Source organism: Citrobacter sp. Awk 4 (assembly GCF_028069725.1).
Classification (GTDB): domain Bacteria; phylum Pseudomonadota; class Gammaproteobacteria; order Enterobacterales; family Enterobacteriaceae; genus Citrobacter_D.
Genome location: NZ_JANEWG010000093.1, coordinates 1 through 7289, shown reverse-complemented (window position 1 = coordinate 7289; position 7289 = coordinate 1). Strand labels below are relative to the sequence as shown.

The following is a 7289-nucleotide window of genomic DNA, read 5'->3' as shown; positions in this document are numbered from 1 at the left end:
ATTTAGAAAAATAAAATAAAATCATAATGTTAATAAAGTTATTTTAATATTGGCATGGTTTCTGCATAATACTAAGCAGTGGCTCATTCACCTTCTTATGTCAGCCCCTTCGGGACGTGCTACATAAACTTCGAATGACGCACAAAAAGGTGCCTGCCGTCCAACATCTGATAATAGCGCTGCTTTATCAACCATCGGGCGAAACGTTGAGTTAGGCACCGCCTTATTCCATAACAAAGCCGGGTTAAGCCCGGCTTTGTTGTATCTGAGGTTTCCCTCAGTTAGCATCCTTCTATTCGTCTCTGATGAGAGTAACGCTTTGAAGCGCTGGTCGATATTTCCCCGGTCATTACGCCAATTGGTTATGCTGGCATTTCTGCTGATCCTGCTCCCTTTATTGGTACTGGCATGGCAGGCATGGCAAAGTCTCAACGCCCTGAGCGCGCAGGCAGCGTTCACTAATCGTACAACCCTGGTTGATGCCCGTCGCAGCGAGGCGATGACCAATGCGGCGCTGGAGATGGAGCGTAGCTACCGTCAATACTGCGTACTGGACGACCCCACGCTGGCGAAGGTCTATCACAGCCAACGCAAGCGCTACAGTGAAATGCTGGACGCGCATGCCGGCGTATTGCCCGATGACAAGCTTTATCAGGCATTGCGTCAGGATCTGAATGCGCTCACCCAACTCCAGTGTACAAACAGCGGCCCGGCAGCGGCGGCGGCGGCGAGCCTGGAAGCCTTTGCTCATACCAACACCGAGATGGTGCAGGCGACGCGAACCGTTATTTTCTCTCGCGGACAACAGCTGCAGCGGGAAATTGCCGAACGCGGACAGTTCTTTGGCTGGCAGGCGCTGGTGCTGTTTCTGGTCAGTCTGGCGATGGTGCTGCTCTTTACCCGCATGATCATTGGACCGGTCAAGGGGATCGAGCGAATGATCAATCGACTGGGGGAAGGGCGGTCGCTGGGGAATGCCGTTTCGTTTACCGGCCCCCGTGAACTACGATCTGTGGGACAGCGTATTATCTGGCTGAGCGAGCGTTTGTCCTGGCTTGAATCACAACGTCACCAATTTTTACGCCATCTCTCACATGAACTGAAAACGCCGCTGGCCAGCATGCGCGAGGGAACAGAGCTGTTGGCCGATCAGGTTGTGGGTCCGCTGACGCCTGAGCAAAAAGAGGTGGTCGGGATTCTCGACAACAGCAGTCGTAACTTACAGAAGTTGATTGAGCAACTGCTTGATTACAACAGAAAACTGGCAGATAGCGCCATTGAACTGGAAAGCGTTGAGATTGAACCGCTGGTTGACATGGTGGTTTCCGCTCACAGTTTGCCAGCCCGCGCTAAAATGATGCATACCGACGTCAGACTGGTTGCGAACACCTGTCTGGCGGAGCCGATGCTATTGATGAGCGTGCTGGACAATCTTTACTCCAATGCGGTGCACTATGGTGCTGAATCCGGTAACATTTGTATCAGTAGCAGTCTGCATGGCTCCACGGTATATATTGATGTCACAAATACCGGTACCCCGATTCCAGAAACAGAAAGAGCGATGATTTTCGAGCCGTTTTTTCAGGGGAGCCATCAGCGAAAAGGGGCTGTGAAGGGCAGCGGGCTGGGATTAAGCATCGCCAGGGACTGTATCCGTCGTATGCAGGGAGAACTTTATCTGGTCGATGAGAATGCGCAAGAAGTGTGTTTCCGCATAGAGCTGCCGCTATCTGCATCGAAAAACCATTAAAAATGAAGCTAAGTCTGGTGAGTATGCCACACGTTTTTGTTCGAGTTTTTAAACGACTTTTTTCCCGACGGATGTTATTCGCGAGCGTGCCGTGTCTGGCGCTGATTGGGTGCGCCCCGCACGCGGCTAAACATTCCGTCGGCAATCCCTCTCAGGAAAAAATCCCACCTTATCAACTGGCGGATTACCTTGCTACCGAGTGTGCTGACATTTGGTCATTACAAGGACAGTCCACGGAGAGCAATCCGCTTTACTGGCTGCGGGCGATTGACTGTGCCGATCGTCTGCTGCCGATTCAGTCGCGTAACGAGGCGCGTGCGCTTGAGGATGACACCTGGCAGAATGCCTTTAAGCGTGGGATCTTACTGGCGGACGCCAAAATATCACCGATTGAGCGACGCGTTTCCGTTACCCAACTGGATGCCCTGAGTGCGCAGATCCCTGCCCAGGTTCGTCCTCTTTATCAACTCTGGCGCGATGGACAGATGCTGCAATTACAGCTTGCCGAAGAGCGTCAGCGCTACAGCAAACTTCAGCAAACGACAGACAGCGATCTCGACACGTTGCGCCAGCAACACCAGCATTTACAGACGCAGCTCGATCTCACGACTCGCAAGCTGGAGAATTTGACGGATATTGAGCGTCAGCTTTCCACGCGTAAACCCGCCAGTAACTACAACCCTGACGCGACGCGCGGCAGCGACAAACCTGACGAAACGACGCCTGCGTCATCACAAGATGAGGTAACGCCATGATGAGCCGCAAACCGGCGCATTTACTGCTGGTGGATGACGATCCGGGCTTGCTTAAACTGCTCGGGATGCGACTGACCAGTGAAGGTTACAGTGTCGTAACGGCAGAAAGCGGCCAGGAAGGGTTGCGCGTACTGAATCGTGAAAAAGTGGATTTGGTGATAAGCGACCTGCGCATGGACGAAATGGACGGCATGCAGCTGTTTATTGAGATCCAGAAAGTACAGCCGGGTATGCCAGTCATTATTTTGACTGCACACGGTTCAATTCCCGATGCGGTAGCCGCAACCCAGCAAGGTGTTTTTAGCTTTCTGACCAAGCCGGTAGACAAAGACGCGCTGTATAAGGCGATCGACGAAGCGCTGGAGCAGTCGGCTCCTGCGACGGATGATCGCTGGCGTGAATCGATCGTCACCCGTAGCCCCTTAATGCTGCGCGTGCTGGAGCAGGCGCGTATGGTGGCGCAGTCGGACGTCAGTGTTCTGATCAACGGACAAAGCGGCACCGGGAAAGAGATCTTCGCGCAGGCTATCCATAACGCCAGTCCGCGCAGCAGCAAACCGTTTATCGCGATTAACTGTGGTGCCCTACCAGAGCAGTTGCTGGAGTCTGAATTGTTTGGTCACGCGCGCGGGGCATTTACCGGCGCGGTAAGCAATCGCGAAGGGCTGTTCCAGGCGGCGGAAGGCGGTACGCTGTTTCTTGATGAGATAGGCGACATGCCAGCGCCGCTGCAGGTCAAACTGTTGCGCGTCCTGCAGGAGCGCAAAGTCAGGCCGCTGGGCAGCAATCGCGATATCGACATTGATGTGCGGATCATTTCTGCCACCCACCGCGATCTACCCAAAGCGATGACGCGGGGCGAATTCCGTGAGGATTTATACTATCGGCTGAATGTGGTGAGCCTGAAAATCCCCGCGCTGGCCGAGCGTGCGGAGGACATTCCACTGCTGGCGAATTATCTGCTGCGTCAGTCGGCAGAGCGGCATAAACCGTTCGTGCGTGCTTTTTCAACAGATGCGATGAAACGGCTGATGACGGCAGGGTGGCCGGGGAACGTCCGCCAACTGGTGAACGTTATCGAACAATGCGTGGCGCTCACCTCTTCGCCGGTGATCAGTGATGCGCTGGTGGAGCAGGCGCTGGAAGGGGAGAATACGGCGCTGCCTACCTTCGTTGAAGCGCGTAACCAGTTTGAGCTTAACTATTTGCGAAAACTGCTGCAAATCACCAAAGGTAATGTGACTCACGCGGCGAGAATGGCCGGGCGCAACCGGACCGAATTCTATAAATTACTCTCCCGTCACGAGCTGGATGCAAACGACTTCAAAGAGTAGTTTTCATGCCGTAAAGTAACGTGAATTGTGGTACGGTACCCCGATTAAAAGACAGGCGACCTTTTCAAGGAATAGCATGAAAAAGATTGATGCGATTATTAAACCCTTCAAGCTGGACGATGTCCGTGAGGCGTTGGCAGAGGTGGGTATCACCGGTATGACGGTTACGGAAGTGAAAGGTTTTGGCCGCCAGAAAGGCCATACCGAACTGTACCGTGGCGCGGAATATATGGTGGATTTTCTGCCGAAGGTGAAAATTGAAATTGTGGTGACCGACGACATCGTGGACACCTGCGTCGACACCATTATTCGTACTGCGCAGACGGGTAAAATCGGCGACGGTAAGATCTTCGTCTTTGACGTGGCTCGCGTGATCCGTATTCGTACTGGCGAAGAAGACGACGCGGCGATTTAACGCCGCGTGTGTTTTGCCGGATGGCGGTATTGCCTTATCCGGCCTACAGGGTTTCGTTCCCCGTAGGCCTGATAAGCGAAGCGCCATCAGGCGATTTACACCTACAGAACCTTATGCGGGCCGAAGCATTCGTAATGAATGTTTTCGTTTTTCACACCGAGATTCACCAGTTGCTTCGCGGCAAATTGCATAAAGCCGACCGGACCGCAGAGATAAAACTGCATTGCCGGATCGCTGATTGCACCTTCCAGTTTGTTTAAATCCATCAGACCCACGCTATCGAACCTGCCTTTGGCGCCATCGTCTGCAGTCGGCTCACGATACCAGGTATGTGCGGTAAAGCGCGGTAGCTTTTTGCCCAGTTCATTCACTTCATCGGCAAAAGCATGAACGTCACCATTTTCTGCTGCGTGGAACCAGTTCACCTGCGCGGTATGATGCTTTTTCGCCAGCGTGTCCAGCATCGCCAGCATCGGCGTTTGCCCGACGCCTGCGGAAATCAGCGAAACAGGGGTATCGTTGGCAACGGTCATAAAGAAGTCACCCGCCGGGGCCGCTAAATGCACCACATCGCCTACGTTTGCATGGTTGTGCAGCCAGGTTGAAACCTGACCACCCTCTTCGCGCTTAACGGCAATACGATAACCTTTGCCATCCGGCTTGCGGGTCAGTGAATACTGACGAATCTCCTGATGCGGGAAACCTTCCGGCTTCAACCAGACGCCCAGATATTGTCCGGGATGGTACTCTGCGACCGCGCCGCCATCGACAGGCTCGAACTCAAAACTGGTAATCAGGGCACTACGCGGGGTTTTATTCACAATACGGAACGGGCGCGTCCCTTCCCAGCCGCCGGTTTTGCCTGCGTTCTCGCTGTAGATTTGCGCTTCGCGATTGATAAAGACGTTAGCCAGAACACCGTAGGCTTTTCCCCACGCATCCAGCACTTCCTGACCCGGACTGAACATCTCATCCAGCGTCGCCAACAGATGGGCACCCACGATGTTGTATTGCTCTGGTTTGATCTGGAAGCTGGTGTGCTTCTGGGCAATTTTCTCGACCGCCGGCAGCAGGGCAGCCAGGTTTTCAATATTGCTGGCATAAGCGGCAATCGCGTTAAACAACGCTTCGCGCTGATCGCCATTGCGCTGATTACTCATGTTAAAAATTTCTTTGAGTTCAGGGTTATGCGTAAACATGCGATCGTAGAAATGGGCGGTCAGTTTAGGGCCGGTTTCGACCAGCAGGGGAATGGTGGCTTTTACAGTGGCGATGGTTTGGGCGTCAAGCATGCGGGCTTCCTTTTAATTAAATCTTTAATGATGTATATCAAATGCATCTTATAAAAATACCCCTGCATTGTAAATGGTTCTTTGTAATATTGCGTTTGTAACGTTACAAAATGAAAAGTATGCATCACAAACCTGAAAAGAATTCCGTTAAAATCCGTAAGACCTTAATTCGGCAAAGCCTTGTGCTGTCTAAAGGTAATCGTTTGCGTAAAATCCTTTGTCAAGACCTGTTATCACAGAATGATTCAGTTATACTGTTGGTCGTTGTCCAACGGGACTGCCTTTTAAGGCCAAATTTTATCGTTAGCTGAGTCAGGAGATGCGGATGTTAAAGCGTGAAATGAACATTGCCGATTATGATGCCGAACTGTGGCAGGCGATGGAGCAGGAAAAAGTACGTCAGGAAGAGCATATCGAACTGATCGCCTCCGAGAACTACACCAGTCCACGCGTCATGCAAGCGCAGGGTTCTCAGCTGACCAACAAATATGCTGAAGGATATCCGGGCAAGCGCTACTACGGCGGTTGCGAATATGTGGATGTCGTCGAGCAACTGGCGATCGACCGCGCGAAAGAACTGTTTGGCGCTGACTATGCTAACGTCCAGCCGCACTCTGGCTCTCAGGCGAACTTCGCGGTCTACACCGCGCTGCTGCAGCCGGGCGATACCGTGCTGGGGATGAACCTGGCGCAGGGCGGTCACCTGACTCACGGTTCTCCGGTTAACTTCTCCGGTAAGCTGTATAACATCGTGCCTTACGGCATTGATGAGTCCGGTAAAATTGACTACGCCGACATGGCGAAGCAGGCTCAGGAACACAAACCGAAGATGATCATCGGGGGGTTCTCCGCTTACTCCGGTATCGTTGACTGGGCAAAAATGCGTGAAATCGCAGACAGCATCGGTGCCTATCTGTTCGTCGACATGGCGCACGTTGCGGGTCTGATTGCCGCAGGCGTTTACCCGAACCCGGTTCCACACGCTCACGTTGTTACCACCACCACTCACAAAACGCTGGCTGGCCCGCGCGGTGGCTTGATCCTGGCGAAAGACGGTAGCGAAGAGCTGTACAAAAAACTGAACTCCGCTGTCTTCCCAAGCGCACAGGGCGGCCCGCTGATGCACGTTATCGCGGCGAAAGCCGTGGCGCTGAAAGAGGCGATGGAGCCTGAGTTCAAAACTTACCAGCAGCAGGTAGCGAAAAACGCCAAAGCGATGGTGGAAGTGTTCCTGAACCGTGGCTACAAAGTGGTGTCTGGCGGTACTGAGAACCACCTGTTCCTGCTGGATCTGGTCGACAAAAACCTGACCGGTAAAGAAGCTGACGCAGCCCTGGGCCGCGCCAACATCACCGTCAACAAAAACAGCGTGCCGAACGATCCAAAGAGCCCGTTTGTGACCTCTGGTATCCGTATCGGTTCTCCGGCTGTGACTCGCCGTGGCTTTAAAGAAGCGGAAGTAAAAGAGCTGGCGGGCTGGATGTGTGACGTGCTGGACAACATCAACGACGAAGCGGTTATCGAACGTATTAAAGGTAAAGTGCTGGATATCTGCGCACGTTTCCCTGTGTACGCGTAATTCTGCTTTCAGAAATAACAAAGGCCGCGCAAGCGGCCTTTTTTGTCTATAGAAAACCCCCAGCTAGGCTGGGGGTTCAGTAAAGCTTTCAGCTTTGAGCCAGTTATTAAAACCCCTTTTGATTTGTTAAAACACCTTGCGGTCTGGCAACTGCAAATGTTCAA

At 52.9% G+C, this 7289-nt stretch carries 6 protein-coding genes; 5 read left to right on the top strand and 1 reads right to left on the bottom strand.

What is annotated here, in order from left to right:
- The first annotated feature begins 319 nt into the window (after positions 1 to 319).
- The 4 genes from qseE (at position 320) to glnB (ending at position 4254) form a co-directional block, all read left to right on the top strand.
- Entirely contained in the window at positions 320 to 1750 is a 1431-nt protein-coding gene (gene qseE, locus NNO04_RS21915; protein WP_271446456.1) for a two component system sensor histidine kinase QseE/GlrK, read from the top strand.
- A gap of 23 nt (positions 1751 to 1773) precedes the next feature.
- Positions 1774 to 2505, top strand: coding sequence for a two-component system QseEF-associated lipoprotein QseG (gene qseG / locus NNO04_RS21910; RefSeq protein WP_271446455.1), 732 nt, complete (start codon positions 1774 to 1776; stop codon positions 2503 to 2505).
- Positions 2505 to 3839 carry a two-component system response regulator GlrR gene (glrR, locus tag NNO04_RS21905; RefSeq protein ID WP_271446457.1) on the top strand — a complete coding sequence of 445 codons (1335 nt, stop codon included), beginning with the start codon at positions 2505 to 2507 and terminating at the stop codon, positions 3837 to 3839. Before qseG ends, glrR begins: the two co-directional genes overlap by 1 nt.
- Before the next feature lie 76 nt (positions 3840 to 3915).
- Positions 3916 to 4254, top strand: a complete 339-nt coding sequence (glnB, locus tag NNO04_RS21900) for a nitrogen regulatory protein P-II (RefSeq protein WP_002914032.1) — start codon at positions 3916 to 3918, stop codon at positions 4252 to 4254.
- Between the two features lie 101 nt (positions 4255 to 4355).
- On the opposite strand, the gene hmpA is transcribed toward glnB, so the two are convergent.
- Positions 4356 to 5546: an NO-inducible flavohemoprotein gene (gene hmpA, locus NNO04_RS21895; protein ID WP_271446454.1), complete on the bottom strand. Its 1191-nt coding sequence runs from the start codon at positions 5544 to 5546 to the stop codon at positions 4356 to 4358.
- A 325-nt stretch (positions 5547 to 5871) separates the two neighbouring features.
- Here hmpA and glyA point away from each other — a divergent pair, with 325 nt between their 5' ends.
- The gene (glyA, locus tag NNO04_RS21890) at positions 5872 to 7125 is read left to right on the top strand and encodes a serine hydroxymethyltransferase (RefSeq protein WP_271446453.1); all 1254 of its coding nucleotides are present in this window, start codon (positions 5872 to 5874) and stop codon (positions 7123 to 7125) included.
- Positions 7126 to 7289 lie beyond the last annotated feature (164 nt).